General features: G+C 57.4%; 15 protein-coding genes and 1 other RNA gene. 7 read left to right on the top strand and 9 right to left on the bottom strand.

The window, feature by feature from the left end; all coding sequences use genetic code 11:
• Window positions 1–162: 162 nt before the first annotated feature.
• Complete coding sequence (locus tag MHZ97_RS17695) at window positions 163–1,440, bottom strand: YeaH/YhbH family protein (RefSeq protein WP_103796017.1); 1,278 nt, start codon at window positions 1,438–1,440, stop codon at window positions 163–165.
• 90 nt (window positions 1,441–1,530) lie between these two features.
• Entirely contained in the window at window positions 1,531–3,465 is a 1,935-nt protein-coding gene (yeaG, locus tag MHZ97_RS17690) for a protein kinase YeaG (protein WP_224481732.1), read from the bottom strand.
• A 420-nt stretch (window positions 3,466–3,885) separates the two neighbouring features.
• Between yeaG and MHZ97_RS17685 the strand changes: the two genes are divergently transcribed.
• Together MHZ97_RS17685 and MHZ97_RS17680 are read left to right on the top strand one after the other, a co-directional pair.
• On the top strand, window positions 3,886–4,635 hold the full coding sequence (locus tag MHZ97_RS17685; protein ID WP_374044264.1) for a MipA/OmpV family protein: 750 nt from the start codon (window positions 3,886–3,888) through the stop codon (window positions 4,633–4,635).
• A gap of 71 nt (window positions 4,636–4,706) precedes the next feature.
• Complete coding sequence (locus tag MHZ97_RS17680) at window positions 4,707–5,558, top strand: aldo/keto reductase (RefSeq protein WP_103796014.1); 852 nt, start codon at window positions 4,707–4,709, stop codon at window positions 5,556–5,558.
• A 131-nt stretch (window positions 5,559–5,689) separates the two neighbouring features.
• Here the strand turns inward: MHZ97_RS17680 and MHZ97_RS17675 are convergent, their stop codons facing one another.
• Together MHZ97_RS17675 and gapA are read right to left on the bottom strand one after the other, a co-directional pair.
• On the bottom strand, window positions 5,690–6,565 hold the full coding sequence (locus tag MHZ97_RS17675) for a D-hexose-6-phosphate mutarotase (RefSeq protein ID WP_239315260.1): 876 nt from the start codon (window positions 6,563–6,565) through the stop codon (window positions 5,690–5,692).
• 75 nt (window positions 6,566–6,640) lie between these two features.
• Entirely contained in the window at window positions 6,641–7,636 is a 996-nt protein-coding gene (gene gapA / locus MHZ97_RS17670) for a glyceraldehyde-3-phosphate dehydrogenase (RefSeq protein ID WP_103796012.1), read from the bottom strand.
• Between the two features lie 341 nt (window positions 7,637–7,977).
• On the opposite strand from gapA, the gene msrB reads away from it, so the two are divergent.
• Both msrB and MHZ97_RS17660 read left to right on the top strand, forming a co-directional pair.
• Window positions 7,978–8,388 carry a peptide-methionine (R)-S-oxide reductase MsrB gene (msrB, locus tag MHZ97_RS17665; RefSeq protein WP_103796011.1) on the top strand — a complete coding sequence of 137 codons (411 nt, stop codon included), beginning with the start codon at window positions 7,978–7,980 and terminating at the stop codon, window positions 8,386–8,388.
• A 3-nt stretch (window positions 8,389–8,391) separates the two neighbouring features.
• A complete protein-coding gene (locus tag MHZ97_RS17660) occupies window positions 8,392–8,673 on the top strand; it encodes a YeaC family protein (RefSeq protein ID WP_103796010.1) in 282 nt (93 codons plus the stop codon).
• Between the two features lie 42 nt (window positions 8,674–8,715).
• Here MHZ97_RS17660 and pncA read toward each other — a convergent pair whose 3' ends face one another.
• The 3 genes from pncA to sppA form a co-directional block, all read right to left on the bottom strand.
• Window positions 8,716–9,324: a bifunctional nicotinamidase/pyrazinamidase gene (gene pncA, locus MHZ97_RS17655; RefSeq protein WP_033791187.1), complete on the bottom strand. Its 609-nt coding sequence runs from the start codon at window positions 9,322–9,324 to the stop codon at window positions 8,716–8,718.
• Window positions 9,325–9,341: 17 nt separating this feature from the next.
• Window positions 9,342–10,355 carry an asparaginase gene (gene ansA, locus MHZ97_RS17650; RefSeq protein ID WP_103796009.1) on the bottom strand — a complete coding sequence of 338 codons (1,014 nt, stop codon included), beginning with the start codon at window positions 10,353–10,355 and terminating at the stop codon, window positions 9,342–9,344.
• Window positions 10,356–10,439: 84 nt separating this feature from the next.
• Window positions 10,440–12,299, bottom strand: a complete 1,860-nt coding sequence (gene sppA / locus MHZ97_RS17645) for a signal peptide peptidase SppA (RefSeq protein WP_239315259.1) — start codon at window positions 12,297–12,299, stop codon at window positions 10,440–10,442.
• Window positions 12,300–12,471: 172 nt separating this feature from the next.
• Here sppA and MHZ97_RS17640 point away from each other — a divergent pair, with 172 nt between their 5' ends.
• The 3 genes from MHZ97_RS17640 to MHZ97_RS17630 all read left to right on the top strand — a co-directional run bounded on the left by MHZ97_RS17640 (window position 12,472) and on the right by MHZ97_RS17630 (window position 15,424).
• On the top strand, window positions 12,472–13,023 hold the full coding sequence (locus MHZ97_RS17640; RefSeq protein ID WP_033791182.1) for an NAD(P)H nitroreductase: 552 nt from the start codon (window positions 12,472–12,474) through the stop codon (window positions 13,021–13,023).
• Between the two features lie 176 nt (window positions 13,024–13,199).
• The gene (locus MHZ97_RS17635; RefSeq protein ID WP_103796008.1) at window positions 13,200–15,119 is read left to right on the top strand and encodes a DNA topoisomerase III; all 1,920 of its coding nucleotides are present in this window, start codon (window positions 13,200–13,202) and stop codon (window positions 15,117–15,119) included.
• Window positions 15,119–15,424: a YnjH family protein gene (locus MHZ97_RS17630; RefSeq protein ID WP_239315258.1), complete on the top strand. Its 306-nt coding sequence runs from the start codon at window positions 15,119–15,121 to the stop codon at window positions 15,422–15,424. Before MHZ97_RS17635 ends, MHZ97_RS17630 begins: the two co-directional genes overlap by 1 nt.
• A 29-nt stretch (window positions 15,425–15,453) precedes the next feature.
• Here MHZ97_RS17630 and xthA read toward each other — a convergent pair whose 3' ends face one another.
• Together xthA and MHZ97_RS17620 are read right to left on the bottom strand one after the other, a co-directional pair.
• Entirely contained in the window at window positions 15,454–16,260 is an 807-nt protein-coding gene (gene xthA / locus MHZ97_RS17625) for an exodeoxyribonuclease III (RefSeq protein ID WP_239315257.1), read from the bottom strand.
• Between the two features lie 191 nt (window positions 16,261–16,451).
• A non-coding RNA gene (locus MHZ97_RS17620) (RtT sRNA) lies at window positions 16,452–16,528 on the bottom strand; the annotation flags it as partial.

Below are 16,528 nucleotides of genomic sequence, written 5' to 3'. Positions count from 1 at the left end.
TGTCATAGCCTAAACTCTAATTATAAGATTTGATTTGTCTGTTTAAGCTAAGGCTTAATGTGCAAAAAAAAGCCCTTGTTCGTCAAGAGGATTAATGGCGGGTATTTTAGCAGGTATTTGCGGGATTAAATAAAAAAGCCGGTCAGCGACCGGCTCAGAGCATCAGGCTTCCGCTGCCTGTTTGTGAAACAGCTCGCGAAACACCGGATAGATATCTTCCGGCTCGCGGATATGCTGGATGGCGAAATTATCAAAAACCGCCTGCAGATGTTCATATTCACGCCACAGCGTCTGGTGCGCGCGTCGGGTAATTTCGATATAGCTGTAGTAGCGCACCACCGGTAAAATATTCTTCGCCAGTATCTCGTGGCACAGCGGCGAATCGTCCGCCCAGTTATCGCCGTCCGACGCCTGCGCCGCATAGATATTCCACTGCGCCGGGTCGTAACGCTCTTTCACCACCTCATCCATCAGCTTCAGGGCGCTGGAGACGATAGTGCCGCCGGTTTCCTGCGAATAGAAGAACTCCTGCTCATCCACTTCTTTCGCCTGGGTATGGTGGCGAATATAGACCACGTCCACGTTTTTATAGGTCCGGCTCAGGAACAGGTAGAGCAGAATATAGAAACGCTTCGCCATATCCTTCGTCGCCTGATCCATTGAGCCTGAGACGTCCATCAGGCAGAACATTACCGCCTGACTGGAGGGTTCAGGCCGTTTTTCAAAGTTTTTGTAGCGCAGGTCGAAGGTGTCGATAAAGGGCACTCGCTCGATACGCGCGCGCAGTTCGGCGATCTCTTTGCGCAGGCGCTCCTCTTCCAGCAGCTGCGCCGGCTCCGCTTTCTCAATCGCCGTCAGCGCCTCTTCCAGCTCATGCATCATACGGCGCTTGCCTGCGGTCATCGCGGTGCGTCTCGCCAGCGAGTTTTGCAGCGACCGTACCACGCTGATATTGGCGGGTACGCCGTTGGAGGTAAAACCGGCGCGATGGGTTTTATATTCGTTAAGCTGGCGATGCTGGTTTTTACGCAGATTCGGCAGCGCCAGATCTTCAAACAGCAGATCAAGATACTCATCTTTGGAAATCTGGAAAACGAACTCATCCTGGCCCTCGCCATCCTGGCTGGCGTTGCCCTGACCGCTGCCGCCACCGCCACCGCCGCCCTGAGGCCGCTCGATACGGTCGTTCTGCACGAAGTGATCGTTGCCGGGATGGACGCGATGACGACTGCCGCCGCGGCCCTGATGGAAAATCGGTTCGTTAATATCGTCCACTGGAATCGAAACGGATTCGCCACTTTCAACGTCGGTTACCGAACGCTTATTGATGGCCTCCGAGATGGACTGTTTGATTTGCGACTTATAACGGCGCAAAAAGCGCTGTCTGTTGACTGCGCTTTTATTTTTGCCGTTGAGTCGCCGATCGATGAAGTAGGCCATAAAACTCCCCCAAACGTTGTAAGCAGGTCGGGCAGCAGCCCGACCTTATGGGTATTAATGCCAGCGCATCAACGTGCTTACGCGTTGTGATTAGGACGATTTACGCACGCGCAGATACCATTCGCACAGCAGACGCACCTGCTTGCGGGTATAGCCTTTCTCCATCATGCGCTCGACGAAATCGTCATGTTTTTTCTGTTCATCCGTGGAGGTTTTGGTATTGAACGAGATAACCGGCAGCAGCTCCTCAGTATTTGAGAACATTTTCTTCTCAATCACGGTGCGCAGCTTCTCGTAACTGGTCCAGTTAGGATTGCGGCCGTTGTTCTGCGCGCGGGCGCGCAGCACGAAGTTCACAATCTCATTGCGGAAATCTTTCGGGTTGCTGATCCCGGCCGGCTTCTCGATTTTTTCCAGTTCCGCATTCAGCGACTCGCGGTCGAACAGCTGTCCGGTATCGGGATCGCGGTACTCCTGATCCTGAATCCAGAAATCGGCGTAGGTCACATAGCGGTCAAAAATGTTTTGGCCATATTCAGAGTAGGACTCCAGATAGGCGGTCTGGATCTCCTTGCCGATAAACTCAGCGTATTTGGGGATCAGATAGCCTTTCAGGTGCTCCAGATACTTCTCTGCCTGCTCCTGCGGGAACTGCTCGCGCTCAATCTGCTGCTCCAGCACATAGAAGAGATGCACCGGGTTCGCCGCCACTTCGTTGTGGTCGAAGTTAAACACGCGCGACAGGATCTTAAACGCAAAGCGGGTGGAGAGGCCGTTCATGCCCTCATCCACGCCGGAGTAGTCGTGATACTCCTGCCAGGATTTCGCTTTCGGATCGGTGTCCTTCAGGCTTTCCCCGTCATAGACGCGCATCTTCGAGTAGATGCTGGAGTTTTCCGGCTCTTTCAGGCGCGACAGAATCGAGAAGCGGGCCAGCGTTTCCAGCGTACCGGGCGCGCAGGGCGCGGTGGCCAGTTCACTGTGGTTAAGCAGTTTCTCGTAGATTTTGATCTCTTCGGAAACGCGCAGGCAGTAAGGCACCTTGACGATATAGACACGGTCAAGAAACGCCTCATTGTTTTTGTTGTTGCGGAAGGTTACCCATTCCGATTCGTTGGAGTGCGCCAGGATGATGCCGTTAAACGGCAGCGCCGAAATCCCCTCTGTACCATTGTAGTTGCCTTCCTGCGTCGCGGTCAGCAGCGGGTGCAGCACCTTGATTGGCGCTTTGAACATCTCAACGAATTCCATAATCCCCTGGTTAGCGCGGCAGAGCGCACCAGAGTAGCCGTAGGCGTCGGGATCGTTCTGCGCGTGGTTCTCCAGCTTGCGGATATCCACTTTACCCACCAGCGCGGAGATATCCTGGTTGTTCTCGTCGCCAGGCTCGGTTTTGGCGATGGCCAGCTGTTCAAGAATCGATGGCCAGACCTTCACCACCTTGAAGCGGGTGATATCGCCGCCGAACTCATGCAGCCGTTTCGCCGCCCAGGGCGACATAATGGTGCCGAGATAGCGACGCGGCACGTTGTACTCTTTTTCAAGAATGTTGGCGTCTTCCTGCGGGTTAAACAGGCAGAGCGGATGATCGTTGACCGGGCTGCGTTCGCCGTCGGCGCTCAGCACATAGATAGGCACGCGCTGCATCAGCGCTTTCAGACGCTCCGCCAGCGAGGACTTACCGCCGCCGACCGGCCCCAGCAGGTAAAGGATCTGTTTTCTCTCCTCCAGACCCTGAGCGGCATGTTTCAGATAGGAAACGATCTGCTCTATAGCCTCTTCCATGCCATAGAACTCTTCAAAGGCCGGATAGCGGCCAATCACACGGTTGGAGAATATTCTGGAAAGGCGTGGCTCCTGGGCAGTATCGACCATTACTGGCTCACCTATAGCCATTAAGAGTCGCTCTGCGGCGTTGGCGTATGCACTGCGATCCTGCTTACAGATTGCAAGAAATTCCTGCAGTGTGAACTCTTCGTCCTTGGCAGCTTCATAACGCTGACGATAGTGATCGAATATATTCATAGCGATGCCCGTCCTTTCGTTTTTAGCACAGGTAAAGGAGCGTAATTAAAGGCTCATGCAGCTCCCGGAAGATATTCTCATTTGAGTACAGCAACCCTTATGCCAACCTGATGTATTGTTATCGGGGTACACACTTCTTATGGTTACTCTGCTCGTACTAAGACTCACGGCTTACTTTTAACTGTAGAAGGCATTTAGGAAATTTCCTCCGCATAATTTTACTATCTGGCGATATATCAATAACAAAGTCAGATTGTTGCAAAGCGAGCTTTGCGTCAACCTACGGGAAAAGAGAGTAGAATCCGGCAGATGTGCCGCTTTTAGTCGCTCTGTCAGAGCGCACCTCAGATAATGGTTAAACCGGCGAGCAAAAATCGTTAAACTTCGTACTGATTTTTATATTTATGGAAGAAATAAATTGTGAACCAATTCAAACTTAACGCGCCTGCCGCGATTATTTGTGCTCTTTTTTTTGCTCACACCGCCGCTGCGGAATCCTTGTCGCTGGGTGCATCAGTGCTCTACGCGCAGTCTCCCTATCGTGGCGGACAGGACCGCTATATCCCGGTTCCGGTTATTAATTACGAGGGCGATAACTTCTGGTTTCATTCTCTGCAGGGGGGCTACTACCTGTGGAAAGATCCGCAAAATCAGCTCTCTCTGACGCTGCTCGGTTCACCGCAGCAGTACGATCCGGGCGATAACGACCTCGGCGATATGAAGGGTCTTGATAAGCGTCGCATGACGCTGATGGGCGGTGCCACCTACACCCATATGGCGGAGTGGGGCATCCTGCGCACGGCGCTGCTGGGTGATGTGCTGAACAACAGCAACGGCATTATCTGGGATATAACCTACCTTTATCGCTTTAACTTTGGCGATTTCAGCCTGACGCCGGGCATCGGGGCGATGTGGAACAGCGCCAATCAGAACCGCTACTACTATGGCGTCTCCAGCCATGAGTCCGCGCGTACCGGCATCAACCGTTATCAGCCAGACGACAGCTGGTCTCCTTACGTCGAACTGAGCGCCAGCTATCAGATCTCGCCGCAGTGGAACGCCAGCCTGGTGGGACGCTACACCCGTTTTGACAGCGAGATCAAAGACAGCCCGACGATCGACAAGAGCGGGCAGACCACCCTCTGGACCGGTATCAGCTATACCTTCTGATCGGCACCGTTACGAGGCAATTCCTTAACCAGGCTCCAAAAGGGTGCCCTGATGTGATGCAGGAGCATGGGATGGACAAAGCAATCGCTTTTGATGACCACATACGACTACCCGCGATAGGTCAGGGCACCTGGTATATGGGCGAGGAGGCCGCGCGCCGCCGTGAAGAGGTCGCTGCGCTGCAGGCGGGCCTTGATGCGGGGCTAACGCTGATTGATACCGCCGAGATGTATGCGGACGGCGGTGCGGAAGAGGTGGTGGGCGAGGCGCTGCGCGGACGACGCGACGAGGCGTTTCTCGTCTCTAAGGTTTACCCCTGGAACGCCGGCGAAACAGACGCCGTTGACGCCTGCGAGCGCAGCCTGCGGCGGCTCGGCACCGATCGGCTGGATCTCTATTTGCTGCACTGGCGCGGCAACGTGCCGCTTGAAGAGACGATTCGAGCGATGGAGAGGCTGCAGCAGCAGGGCAAAATTCTGCGCTGGGGTGTCTCTAATTTTGACGTCGACGACCTGCAGGAGCTGCTGGAGGAGCCGGGCGGCCCACGCTGCGCCACCAATCAGGTGCTGTATCATCTCGCATCGCGCGGCATTGAGTTCGATCTGCTTCCTGCGTGCCAGCAGCATCAGATGCCGGTAATGGCCTATTGTCCGCTGGCGCAGGCGGGAAGGCTGCGTCAGGCGCTCTTTTCGGACGGGACGCTGGTGGATATTGCACAACAGAAGGGCATTAGCGTAGCGCAGCTGCTGCTGGCGTGGGTGATCCGCAAAGAGGGCGTTATGGCGATCCCGAAGGCGAGTTCGCAGGCGCATGTGAAAGAGAATGCCGCTGCGCTGCACGTCAGGCTAAGCGACGAGGAGCTGGCGCGGATTAATAAAGCGTTTCCGCCGCCGCAGCACAAGATGCCGCTGGATGTCGTCTGACGCTGAAGCAACAGGCGCCTTACTCAGGTAAGGCGCCGTGCTGAGTGACGCCGACCCCTGGCGCATTCAGGCGCGGAAGGCGTCGCAATCTGCATCACCCACTTTTCATTCAGGCCATCGCCTGAGCTGTTTTAAACTTTCTGCCGCAGACGGAAGGTGGTTGCCAGCCGTGCCGGTTTTTCGCCCGCGCTGCGCATCGGTTTCGAAATGCGGGCCGTCTCTACGCAAACCATGGTCTTATAACCGTCATTGGGCATGTCCGCCATGCTGCAGGAGAGCTCGACGCCAGGGTTCCAGGTCACCACGTCGCTGTGATGATGGTGATAGACCTCAATCACGCGCTGCCCCTGCTTGTCCTGAATCAGCGAGCAATCTTCCGGCTGGGTGAAGATACGGTCGATGCGGCCCGGATAGGTCTGCTTACCGCTGGAGGTCTGTTCGCTGTTGTTATCTACTTTATCGATAAAGTTTGACCCCAGCCCGCTTACCTCTACGCCCGCGATATCGGCCACCTGGAAATAGCTGTGCAGCGCGCCGGTGGCGTTGAAATCGCCGTGGGCTTCAAGCTCGATTTCGCAGTGCCTGCCAAGACGGAAACGGGCAAAGAGGGTGAAGTCATGCGGCCATAGCTTTTTCGTCTGCGCCGTGCTTTCCAGCACGAAGGTCAGCATAACGTTTTCTTCGTTCTCATCATGCGCCGACAGCGTCCAGGGCTGATTACGGGCGAAACCGTGCGCTGGCTCGCCTTCCGGCCCAAACCACGGCCAGCAGATCGGCACGCCGCCGCGGATGGCTTTACCGGGAGCGAAGAGAGACTTTTCGCTCAGCCAGATAACCGGCTTTTCGCCGCTCGGCTGCCAGGCGATAAGGTGCGCGCCCTGAAGCGTCACCGCAGCACGCACCTGAGGGTGGCTTACGACAATCACCGGCAGATCGCCCAGCTGACGCTGCGAGAGGTAGGGGGAGATTTGCTTCACCACGGGCAGCGAGAAAATTTTATCCTGCATAACCGAATCCTTCCTGTTGCTACGAAAAAAAAGGGCGACCGAAGTCGCCCTTGTTATCTGTCATGGCCGGGCTGCTTATTTTGCAACCAGCGCGATCAGGTCGAGAACTTTGTTTGAGTAGCCGGTTTCGTTGTCATACCAGGAAACCAGTTTCACGAAGTTGTCGTTCAGCGCGATGCCCGCTTTGGCGTCGAACACAGAAGTCAGTACTTCGCCGTTGAAGTCGGTAGAAACAACGTCGTCTTCAACGTAGCCCAGCACGTCTTTCATTTCGCCTTCCGCAGCTGCTTTAATCGCTGCACAAATTTCTTTGTAGGAAGCCGCTTTTTCCAGACGAACAGTCAGGTCTACAACAGAGACGTTCGGAGTCGGTACGCGGAACGCCATACCAGTCAGTTTACCGTTCAGCTCCGGCAGGACTTTGCCCACGGCTTTCGCTGCGCCAGTAGAAGACGGGATGATGTTCTGAGATGCGCCGCGGCCGCCGCGCCAGTCTTTGTGAGACGGGCCGTCAACGGTTTTCTGCGTAGCGGTGGTAGCGTGAACGGTGGTCATCAGACCTTCGACGATGCCGAATTTGTCGTTAATGACTTTCGCCAGCGGTGCCAGGCAATTAGTGGTGCAGGAAGCGTTAGAAACGATGTCCTGTCCGGCATATTTGTCGAAGTTAGCACCGCGAACGAACATCGGGGTGTCATCTTTAGACGGACCGGTCAGCACGACTTTTTTCGCGCCGGCAGTGATGTGTTTACGTGCGGTTTCGTCAGTCAGGAAGATGCCGGTCGCTTCAGCAACAACGTCAACGCCTACTTCGTCCCACTTCAGGTTAGCCGGGTCTTTCTCAGAGGTAACGCGGATTTTTTTGCCGTTAACGATCAGCGCGCCGTCCTGTACTTCAACGGTGCCGTTGAAGCGGCCGTGCGTTGAGTCGTACTTCAGCATGTATGCCATGTAGTCCGCGTCTAACAGGTCGTTGATCGCAACGATTTCGATGTCAGAACGCTGCTGAGCAGCACGGAAAACGATACGGCCGATACGACCAAAACCGTTGATACCTACTTTGATAGTCATATATTCCACCAGCTATTTGTTAGTGAATAAAAGGTTGGCTGTAAAATTACAAAAACCTTACCAGGCGTCAAGCGGAATCGTGTCAATAGTTGCGACAGGTCAATCCGTTCGACAGGAATAATTTGTTGCGCAACCGCTTGCGCAACAAGCGTGTTGAGATGATGTCAAAACCCAATCGCTGAATATAAAGGGATAGCGCCAGTAAAAGGTGATCGATATCACAAATCTGCGCTGCGAAAGGAAAGTATGGCCGCTAAGCACGAAAAAGGCCCCGGCAATGTTATTCATTTGTTAGAATAGTAGACGATTTTTTCAGAATGACACTCTCCGGAACCACTCAAATGGCTAAAGAAACCGCATCCGAAGCAAAAATTGCGCAATTGTCTGAAATGCAGCGCTATGTTACCCAGCAGCGCGGTACGGAACCGCCTTTTAGCGGCGCGCTTCTGCACAACAAGCAGGAAGGCATCTATCACTGTCTGGTCTGCAACGCGCCGCTGTTTCTCTCGGAAACTAAGTATGACTCCGGCTGCGGCTGGCCGAGCTTCTACCAGCCGGTGAGCGACGATGCGATTCGCTATCTGGAAGATGACTCTCACGGCATGCACCGCATCGAGATCCGCTGCAATAACTGCGACGCACACCTGGGACACGTCTTCCCGGACGGCCCGCAGCCAACCGGCGAGCGCTACTGCGTGAACTCGGCATCGCTGAGCTTTACCGACGAGCAGGGCGACCAGAAGCAGGGGTGAAGAATGAAACAACAGCTTGACGCTATGGTCGACGCCATGACGCCTGAGGTTTATGAACGGCTGGCAACGGCGGTAGAAACCGGGAAATGGCCGGACGGCGTGGCGCTGTCGCAGGAGCAGCGCGATAACTGCCTGCAGCTGGTGATGCTCTATCAGGCGCGCCACAATGCGTCGCCGCAGCATATGAGTATCGGTAAGGGCGGTGAGATGGTGACAAAATCGAAGCGAGAGCTGAAGGAAGAGTTCGGTATCGACGCAGAGATTACGCGCATCAATCTGCACTGAGCAGAAGGCCGACGTGACGTCGGCCTTATTCAGGCTGGTCCGCTAGATCAGCACCGCGCCCTGCGCCTTCATCTGGGCGAACGCGATATCGCTGTCTTCCGGGCTGAGATTGACCCCGCGACAGCCTTCCTTCACCACCGTCACCTGATAACCCAGCTCCAGCGCGTCCAGCACGCTGTATTTCACGCAGTAGTCCGTTGCGATGCCGAGCATAACCAGATGGGTGATGCCGCGCGCCTGCAGCCAGCTATCCAGCTCGGTTTTACGCCGATGGCCGTTGTCGAAAAAGGCGCTGTAGCTGTCGACGTCAACATCCTGTCCCTTGTGAAACACCGCATCGATCAGATTGCGGTCAAGGCCGGGATGCAGCTCGGCGCCAGCGGAACCCTGAATGCCGTGATCAGGCCACCAGATCTGCGCCAGCCCGTTGAGTTCGCCCAGCGTATAGACCGGCTCGCCCGACACCGAGGCGAAGCTGCCGTGGTTGGCCGGGTGCCAGTCCTGCAGCGCCAGCACGCACTCGCCGCGCGCGCGGAACTCACGCGCATAGCGGTTGGCGACCGGCACGGTCATATCGCCTTCATGCACGGCCATGGGGCCGCCGGGACAAAAATCGTTTTGAATATCGATGATAATGAGGGCCTGCTTCATAACAGGTGGCTCCGTAATTAGTCTTCGGTCAGTTCACCGCGCAAATTTTGCTGCATCCTGGCGCGGATCTCATCGCAGGAGAGCGACTGACTCAGTAAAAAGTGGAGCTTGGTTAGCGCGGCTTCCACCGTTAAATCAAATCCGCTTATCACGCCCGCATGCTCAAGGGCATTGCCGGTGGCATAGCCCCCCATGTTCACCTTGCCGGAGATACACTGGGTCAGGTTAACCACTACAATGCCGCGCTCGCTCGCCTGCTGCAGCTCGGCGAGAAACTCGGCGTTCTGCGGCGCATTGCCGACGCCATAGGAGCGCAGAATCAGCGCTTTTACCGGCTGGCGTAAAAAGTTGCGCACCACATCTGCCGAGATGCCCGGATAGATGGTGACGACGCCGATAGGCTGTGGCGTAATCGTATGCACCTTCAGCGGCCCCTGGCCCTGCGGCGCAGGCGGCGTATTCAGCCGGCGAATATGGATGCCCGCCTCCAGCAGAGCGGAGAGGTTCGGCGACGCAAAGGCGTTAAAACCATCCGCATGCGCTTTCGTGGTGCGGTTGCCGCGATAAAGCTGGTTGTTGAAAAACAGCGATACTTCATTCACGGGGTAGTTCGCCGCCACGTAGAGCGCGTTCAGAAGGTTCTGCTGACCGTCAGAGCGCAGTTCCGCCAGCGGAATTTGCGAGCCGGTAACGATAACGGGCTTCGCAAGGTTCTCCAGCATAAACGACAGCGCCGAGGCGGTGAACGCCATGGTATCGGTTCCATGCAGGATAACAAATCCATCGTAACGATCATAATTTTGTCGAATATCTTCCGCGATGCACTGCCAGTCTTCGGGCGTCATATCGGAGGAGTCGATCAGGGGATCGTATTCATGGATAGTGAAATCAGGCATTTCAGGACGGTGAAACTCCGGCATATTCGCCAGCTGTTGCTGCAGATGACCTGAAACCGGGATATAGCCTTGCGCAGAGCGCTGCATGCCGATGGTGCCGCCCGTATAGGCGACATAGATATTTTTCTTTTGCATCAGAAACTCAGACTTGCCGTAAAACGCGCAGTATAAGGGGAAAGTGGGGGAAAAGCAGCCCGGTCGACGACCGGGCTGCGAGCTTCATCGCACTTCGCCGCAGTTCAGACAGAACGCATAGCGATTTTGCGGATCGTTAAGGTTATTCAGCAGGCCAGGCTGCTGCTTCATGGTGCTCATTACGTCCAGCATCGGCGCGGGCAGCCAGGCCTTCAGCGTGTCCGGCAGCACCGCCTGCGCCGAGGCGTTAACCTGGCTGAGCAGCATATCGAACATGCCGGGCTGATCCTGATACCAGGAGAGCTGAGGCTTCGCTACCTTCGCCAGTTCGCCCGCTTTTTTCACGGCGTCGTCAAAGTCGCCCAGCGCATCCACCAGACCGTTGGCTTTCGCATCGCTGCCGGTCCAGACGTGCCCCTGCGCGATGGCGTCGATTTGCTCTGGCGTTTTGTGACGCGAGGCGGCGACCAGACCCACAAAGTTGCGGTAGCCGTTTTCAATCGTCAGCTGCATCAGCTGCTGCACTTCGGTTGGCAGCGCTTTGGTGGAGGCCACGTCCGCCAGCGGCGAGGTGGCGACGCCGTCCGTATGCACGCCGATGCTATCCAGGCTGTTCTCCAGCGTATTGATTACGCCGAATATGCCGATCGAGCCGGTCAGGGTGCTCGGGTTCGCGACGATATAGTCCGCCGGCGTCGAAATCCAGTAACCGCCTGAGGCCGCCATGCCGCCCATGGAGACGACAACAGGCTTGCCTGCCGCGTGCGCCGCCGCCAGCTCTTCGCGGATCGCTTCAGAGGCGGTAACGCTGCCGCCCGGGCTGTTCACGCGCAGGATGATCGCCTTGATTTTAGGATCGAGGCGCGCATCGCGGATCTGCGCGGCGGTAGTGTCGCCGCCGACGTTACCGGGCGTCTCTTCGCCGTCCATAATCGCGCCGCTCGCCATCACGACCGCGATATTGCCATCCTGCTGAGTCGGCTGTTTCACGTTGTAGTCATAGATGCTGACGCTGTGATAGTCGTTGCTGGCTTTATCCCAGCCGAAGGTTTTCACCAGCTCCTGATCGGCCGCCGCGCGGCTGTCCAGCACATCTACCAGCTTGTTGTTCAGCGCATATTTGGCGGTATCGCCGTTTACCGCCTCAAGACCAGCGATAACCGCCGCCGCGCCGGGGAAGAGCTGATCCGGGGTGATCTGACGGTTGCCCGCCACGGTATTCAGGTAGTTCTGCCAGAGTTGACCAACCCAGCGGCTGTCGGCGTCGCGCGCCGCCTGAGACATATCGTCGCGCAGGAAAGGTTCGACCGCCGATTTATAGGTGCCGACGCGGAAGACGTGGGAGTTGACCTTCAGCTTGTCCAGCAGCGTCTTATAGTAGAGGCCGTTGGTGGCGAAGCCGTGCAGATCGACCGTGCCCTGCGGCGAGAGATAGATTTTGCTGGCGTAGCTGGCGAGATAGTACTGCGCCTGGCTATAGCTGTCGCCCAGCGCGAAAATGGGCTTGCCGCTGTCGCGGAATTCGCGCAGCGCCTTGCCGACATATTGCAGAGAGGGCTGGTCTCCACCGGCGAAGTCGCGCAGATCCAGCACCATGCCGGTGATATTTTTATCGTTCTTCGCCTGGCGGATAGCGTCCACCACGTCGAACAGCGAGTTCTCCTGCAGGCGATCGCTGCTGGCGCCCAGCAGCTGACGCCCCAGTTTGCTCAGCTTATTGCTGACCGAAGGCTTATCCACCAGCACGCCGGTGAGATCAACTTTTAGCGCGCCTTGCTGTACCGGCGTCGAGCTGTTGCCAGAGCCGCTGACCTGCAGCCAGATGCCGACGCCCACCAGGATTAAAAAGATCAGGAACAGATTGAGAATAAACTCCCTGATAAAATTCAGCACTCGCCATGTCCATCGGAACAGACCGGCAATAATTCGCCACAATGTGCGCATCAGACTCTCCATTTTCGCTAGCGGAAAGCGGTCGCCGCACGGCTCCGCCTTCCATGACGTCCTCATCCTAAAGAGCGCCGTGGAAAATGTCAGCAGGAAATCGTGGCGGACTGTTACAAAAGATCAGGCTGTGCCAGGATTAGCCAACGCGTTATGACATCAGGAGAAAATCATGGATGCACTTGAATTACTGATTAATCGTCGCTCAGCCTCCCGCCTGACCGAACCGGCGCCCGCCGGCGAAAGTCTGCAGAACATTATTCGCGCCGGAATGCGCGCGCCCGACCATAAGTCGCTGCAGCCGTGGCGTTTTGTTATCGTCGAGAATGAAGGGCGCGATCGGCTGAGCGCGCTGCTGGAAGAGGCGGCGCGCGAGGCGCAGCTGGAGGAGAAGGCGATCGATAAAGCGGCGCGCTCGCCGTTTCGCGCGCCGATGATTATTACCGTTATCGCCCACTGCGAAGATCACCCTAAAGTGCCGCGCTGGGAGCAGGTGGTGTCGGCGGGCTGCGCGGTGATGGCGATGCAGATGGCGGCGGCGGCGCAGGGCTTTAACGGCATCTGGCGCAGCGGCCCCTGGACCGACAATGCGCGTGTGCGCAGCGCTTTCAACTGCCGCGAGCAGGATGCTATCGTCGGTTTCCTCTATCTCGGCACGCCGCAGTTAAAATCGAGCACCACCGTGGTTCATCCCGATACCGCACCCTTTGTCAGCTATTTCTAACCGACGAGGTCGCTCTTTCCGTGCAGCGAAGCGGGTTGCGCGGATCCTGCGCGACCGATCCAGATGTGACCCGCCAGAGCTTACCTCCGTATCAGGAAACGTCTAAGATAGCGCTGCGCCTCTGTCGCGTTAGCCGAATGGCCCTCATACCCTGAAGTAAAGGATCTTTCTGACTTATGCGTTTGTTTATTGCGGAAAAACCGAGCCTGGGCCGCGCCATTGCCGATGTGTTGCCTCAGCCCCATCGTCGCGGAGAGGGCTTTATCGCCTGCGGCGACGATCAGATCGTCACCTGGTGCGTCGGGCACCTGCTGGAGCAGGCGCAGCCGGATAGCTATGACAGCCGCTACGCGCGCTGGTCGCTGGCCGATCTGCCGATTATCCCGCAAAAATGGCAGCTGCAGCCGCGTCCCTCGGTGGCGAAGCAGCTTAAGGTGATAGAGAAGCTGCTGAAGCAGGCCAGCGAAGTGGTGCATGCGGGCGACCCCGACCGCGAAGGTCAGCTGCTGGTGGATGAAGTGCTCGACTATCTGCAGATGCCGGCGGAAAAGCGCAACCGCGTGCAGCGCTGCCTGATCAACGACCTGAATCCACAGGCGGTGCAGCGGGCGGTCAGCCGCCTGCGCGAAAACCGCGAATTTATTCCGCTCTGCGTCTCGGCGCTGGCACGCGCCCGTGCCGACTGGCTTTACGGCATCAATATGACGCGCGCCTGGACGCTGCTGGGCCGCAATGCGGGCTATGACGGCGTGCTGTCGGTGGGCCGCGTGCAGACGCCGGTGCTGGGCCTGGTGGTGCGCCGCGACGAAGAGATCGAAAACTTCGTCCCCAAAGATTATTTCGAAGTTAAAGCCCATATCGTCACGCCGGACCAGCAGCGCTTCGTCGCCAGCTGGGTGCCCAGCGACGCCTGTGAACCCTGGCAGGATGAAGAGGGGCGGCTGCTGCATCGCGCGCTGGCGGATCACGTGGTCGCCCGCATCGCCGGACAGCCCGCGCGGGTCACCAGCTACAACGACAAGCGTGAAGGCGAGGGCGCGCCGCTGCCGTTCTCGCTCTCCAGCCTGCAGATCGAAGCGGCAAAGCGCTATGGACTGAGCGCGCAAACGGTGCTGGACACCTGCCAGAAGCTGTATGAAACCCATAAGCTGATCACCTATCCGCGTTCCGACTGCCGCTATCTGCCAGAAGAGCACTTCGCCGGCCGCCATGCGGTGCTGAAGGCAATCCAGGCGCACGCGGGCGCCATGACGCCGCCGGACGACTTTAGCGCCGATCGCCGTAACCGCTGCTGGGATGACAAAAAGGTAGATGCGCACCACGCCATTATCCCTACCGCGCGCGCCAGCGCGGTGCGGCTGACGGAGAACGAGCAGAACGTTTATGCGCTGATTGCCCGTCAGTATCTGATGCAGTTCTGTCCCGACGCCATCTTCCGCAAATGCGTTATTGAGCTGGATATTGCGGGCGGGAAGTTTATCGCCAAAGCGCGTTTTCTTGCCGAAGCGGGCTGGCGCGCGCTGCTGGGCAGCAAAGAGCGCGACGAAGAGAACGACGGCACGCCGCTGCCGGTGGTGGCGAAGGATGATGAGCTGCTGTGCGAGCGGGGGGAGGTGCTGGCGAAGCAGACGCAGCCGCCGCGCCCGTTCACCGATGCGACGCTGCTCTCCGCGATGACCGGCATCGCCCGTTTTGTGCAGGATAAAGAATTAAAGAAAGTGCTGCGCGCGACCGATGGTTTAGGCACGGAGGCCACGCGCGCCGGGATTATCGAGCTGCTGTTCCGCCGCTCGTTCCTGGTGAAAAACGGGCGCTATATTAACGCGACGCCCGCGGGGAGGGCACTGATTCACTCGCTGCCGGAGCTGGCGGCGCGTCCCGATATGACGGCGCAGTGGGAATCGACCCTGACGCGTATCAGCGAAAAGGCGTGCCGCTATGAGGAGTTTATGCAGCCGCTGGTGGGCACCCTGACCGAGCTGATCCATCAGGCGCGCCAGCAGCCCAGCGCGATGGCCTTTCGCGGGCTGCCCGCTTCAGGGCAGAAGAAACGTCCCAAACGGACGGCGAAACGAAAAGTGAAGGAGAGCGAGTAATGCGTTATTTCGCAGGCTTATGTTTTATCGCGGCGCTGGTAAGCGGGCCGGTTGTCGCCAGCCCTTCGCACGGCCATCAGCAGGCGTACGGCGCAGGCGGCAGTGCGGATGTGGTGGTGGATATGCCGCCTGAAGTCTGGACGCAAAATCAGACCAGCGCGCCCAGCTGTCAGCAGTGCTGTATTTTCGACAACCGCAACTACAGCGAAGGGGCGGTAGTGAAATCAGAGGGAGTGCTGCTGCAGTGCGCCCGTGACGAAAAGGTACTCGGCACCAATCCGCTGATCTGGAAGATTGTGAAGTAAGCGGCGTGGCGCAATGCCACGCCGTCGCATCAGAAATGGAAAGTTGACCAGACCGGAGCGTGGTCGGACGGTTTTTCCATGCTGCGGATAGCGTAGTCGATTCCGGTCTCCACGCAGCGCGCGGCCAGCGGCTGACTGGCCAGCAGCAGATCGATGCGCAGTCCGCGGTTGTCGTCAAAACCCTTTGAGCGATAGTCAAACCAGGAAAAACGATCGCTGACCTCGGGGTTTTTGTCGCGGAAGGTATCTACCAGTCCCCACTTCAGCAGGCGATCCATCCATTCGCGCTCTTCCGGCAGGAAGGAGCATTTGCCGGTGCGCAGCCAGCGTTTGCGGCTCTCCTCACCGATACCGATATCAAGATCGGTGCTGCTGATATTCATATCGCCCATGATCAGCACCGGCTTGTCTGCCAGCAGGCTCTGCTCGAGATAGGCCTGAAGATCGCGATAGAACTTCTCTTTCGCCGGAAATTTAGTCGGATGGTCGCGGCTCTCGCCCTGCGGGAAGTAGCCGTTAATCACCGTGATATCGCCTATCGGGCTCGGAATTTCCGCCATAATCAGGCGGCGCTGCGCCTCTTCATCGTCGCCGGGAAAGCCGCGACGCACTGACACGGGCTGCGCTTTGGTCATCAGCGCCACGCCGTAGTGGCCTTTCTGGCCGTGATAAAAGACGTTATAGCCGAGCTTCGCTACCTCTTCGAGAGGAAACATATCGTCATGGACTTTGGTTTCCTGCAGGCCGATGACGTCAGGCTGATGCTGTTCGACCAGCGCCTCGAGCTGATGGGGACGGGCGCGCAACCCGTTGATGTTGAATGAAACAAATTTCATGGCTGCACCAGTGTGCTGAGAATGTTGCGCCGGATGGTAGCGATTTTTCAGTAAAAAGTCATGGGGATGCGTGCGGTGCGCGTTGTCTCGCTCTGCTCGACCCGAACCTTCGGTCGAAGCTTCTCATCCTTCTCCCCGAGCCTGTCGGGTAAATCAGGAGAGGACATTGAATTTGGGAGGTAATGCAAGGATGGTGGTGGGAGAAGGATTATTCGGCGCGTTGCGCCTCACCCTTCGGGCCGCGCGTTGCGCGTTGTCTCGCTGTGCT

The sequence above is a fragment of the Pantoea sp. ACRSC genome (genome assembly GCF_022346785.1).
GTDB lineage: Bacteria > Pseudomonadota > Gammaproteobacteria > Enterobacterales > Enterobacteriaceae > Pantoea > Pantoea alvi.
The sequence above is the reverse complement of the archived record's forward strand: the minus strand, read 5'-3'. Positions and strand labels throughout refer to the sequence as shown.

Coding starts and splice junctions, on each gene's coding strand:
- MHZ97_RS17695 (WP_103796017.1), bottom strand. CDS start 1,440: ATGGCCTACTTCATCGATCGGCGACTCAACGGCAAAAATAAAAGCGCA.
- yeaG (WP_224481732.1), bottom strand. CDS start 3,465: ATGAATATATTCGATCACTATCGTCAGCGTTATGAAGCTGCCAAGGAC.
- MHZ97_RS17680 (WP_103796014.1), top strand. CDS start 4,707: ATGGACAAAGCAATCGCTTTTGATGACCACATACGACTACCCGCGATA.
- MHZ97_RS17675 (WP_239315260.1), bottom strand. CDS start 6,565: ATGCAGGATAAAATTTTCTCGCTGCCCGTGGTGAAGCAAATCTCCCCC.
- gapA (WP_103796012.1), bottom strand. CDS start 7,636: ATGACTATCAAAGTAGGTATCAACGGTTTTGGTCGTATCGGCCGTATC.
- msrB (WP_103796011.1), top strand. CDS start 7,978: ATGGCTAAAGAAACCGCATCCGAAGCAAAAATTGCGCAATTGTCTGAA.
- MHZ97_RS17660 (WP_103796010.1), top strand. CDS start 8,392: ATGAAACAACAGCTTGACGCTATGGTCGACGCCATGACGCCTGAGGTT.
- pncA (WP_033791187.1), bottom strand. CDS start 9,324: ATGAAGCAGGCCCTCATTATCATCGATATTCAAAACGATTTTTGTCCC.
- ansA (WP_103796009.1), bottom strand. CDS start 10,355: ATGCAAAAGAAAAATATCTATGTCGCCTATACGGGCGGCACCATCGGC.
- sppA (WP_239315259.1), bottom strand. CDS start 12,299: ATGCGCACATTGTGGCGAATTATTGCCGGTCTGTTCCGATGGACATGG.
- MHZ97_RS17640 (WP_033791182.1), top strand. CDS start 12,472: ATGGATGCACTTGAATTACTGATTAATCGTCGCTCAGCCTCCCGCCTG.
- MHZ97_RS17635 (WP_103796008.1), top strand. CDS start 13,200: ATGCGTTTGTTTATTGCGGAAAAACCGAGCCTGGGCCGCGCCATTGCC.
- MHZ97_RS17630 (WP_239315258.1), top strand. CDS start 15,119: ATGCGTTATTTCGCAGGCTTATGTTTTATCGCGGCGCTGGTAAGCGGG.
- xthA (WP_239315257.1), bottom strand. CDS start 16,260: ATGAAATTTGTTTCATTCAACATCAACGGGTTGCGCGCCCGTCCCCAT.